This window comes from Arthrobacter sp. 2YAF22_2 (assembly GCF_052114645.1).
Lineage (GTDB): Bacteria > Actinomycetota > Actinomycetes > Actinomycetales > Micrococcaceae > Arthrobacter.
In genome coordinates this window covers 1-1578 of record NZ_JBFRFD010000681.1, presented here as the reverse complement: position 1 = coordinate 1578, position 1578 = coordinate 1, and the positions used below count along the sequence as shown (strand labels likewise).

Sequence of the window (1578 nt, the reverse complement as noted above, 5' to 3'; positions counted from 1 at the left end):
GCTCACGCTGTCCCAGTAGCCGGGCATGCCGGGCAGCAGCAACGGCCGCCGCGGGTCCGCTCGCGCCAGCGGTTCCACCAGCTGCATGGCGATGTTGCGGATCAGGCTGCTGCCCTGCAGCTCCAGCCACGGCGCATTCAGGATCAGGGTGCCCAGTGCCCCCGGATTCCGGTCCGCCCACAGCGCCGCCACCAGGCCCCCCAAGGAATGCGCGAGCAGGTGGACCGTCGGCGCGCCGGAATGGCCGGTGCGGGCGGCGACGTCGGCCGTGATGGCGGCAAGGGCGGCCGCGAGGTCCTCGTCGTAGACCGCCAGGTCGGCCGTGTAGCCGGGGGTCTGCCAATCCCGCAGGCTGCGCCCGAACTTGCGCAGGTCCAGGGCATAGAAGTGGAAGCCGCCGGCCACCAGCCGCTCGGCGAGTTCGGTTTGCAGGAAGTAGTCGGCCCAGCCGTGCAGGTAGAGGACCACGTTCGGCGGTGCATCCGTGGCCGGGCGGCCCGGGGCGGCAGAACGCACCAGGGTGGCGACGACGGGCCCTTCGTCGTCCGGGCACAGGCCCAACTCCAAGGACTCGAAGCGTCTTCCCAGCGCATCCTCCTGCCAGCGCGGCTGCGCCGCGGGGCCCCTCACGCCTGGACCTCTCACGTCCGGACCCCTCACGCGGTGCCGCCGTCGGCCGGGCCGTAGGCGCGGATCCAACGAGCCAGCCGCGCGTAGGCGTCGGCGCGGACTGCAGGCGCCGAGAGGAACACATCGTGCAGGGCGCCGTCGATCCGTTCCAAGGTCACGGTGCGTCCCAGGCTCAAGGCGCGCAGGGCGATCGTGTTGACGTCCAGGACCGCGTCGGAGCGCCGCATCGACTCCTGCCAGAACATGCCGTTGGCGCTGGCGCCGGAGATCAGCACCAGGATGGGCGCATCGATCTTCAGCCCCCGGGCCACCCGGGACTGGCCGGTCAGGACGGCGCTGAGCCAGCCGGCCCGCACCGGAAAGGCCTGCGGTGGCCGGTAGTTGTCATCCAGGAGCCATTCGCCTTCGGCGGCGTTGCTGATGCTGCGCCAGTAGAAGGCGCGCTCGGGGAGCCTGATCACGGACTCGGGCCGGAAGCGGGCCCACGGCCCCAGCATGGTCTTCGCGGCCCGCCGGAGGGCCGGGCTGCCGTGCATTTCGAGCCAGGGGCTGTCGAGGACAAGCTGGGCGATGCCTCCCGGGTGCCGGCTTGACCACAGGGCCGCGATGAGTCCGCCGGTGGAGTGCCCCATCAGGGTCACCGGCGGGGACGGTGAGCCCTTCGGTGCCAGTGCTTCGATGATGCCGAGCGCGGCGGTGATCTCGGCGTCGTAGTCGGCCAGATCCGCCACGTAGCCGCCGTGGATGCCGGGCCGCAGGCTCCGGCCGTGGTTGTGCATGTCTAGCGCGAAGAACGCGAAGCCCTGGCCAGTCCAGAACTTCGCGAGCTCCTCGTTGAAGAAGTAGTCGCTCCAGCCGTGCAGGAACAGCACCGCCCGCCGCGGAACCCGGCCGGCGCCGGCGGCGGGGACGTGCCGCACCAGCGTGGCCGTGCGTACGACGCCATCC

The 1578-nt window shown here is 71.7% G+C and carries 2 protein-coding genes; both read right to left on the bottom strand.

Going from position 1 to position 1578, the window contains the following annotated elements; genetic code table 11:
• Positions 1 to 630: alpha/beta hydrolase (locus AB4Y86_RS18640; RefSeq protein WP_441403623.1), on the bottom strand; the 630-nt coding region annotated here is incomplete at its 3' end.
• 26 nt (positions 631 to 656) lie between these two features.
• Positions 657 to 1578, bottom strand: a 922-nt coding sequence (locus AB4Y86_RS18635) for an alpha/beta hydrolase (RefSeq protein WP_441403622.1), incomplete at its 5' end; no start/stop codon positions are given.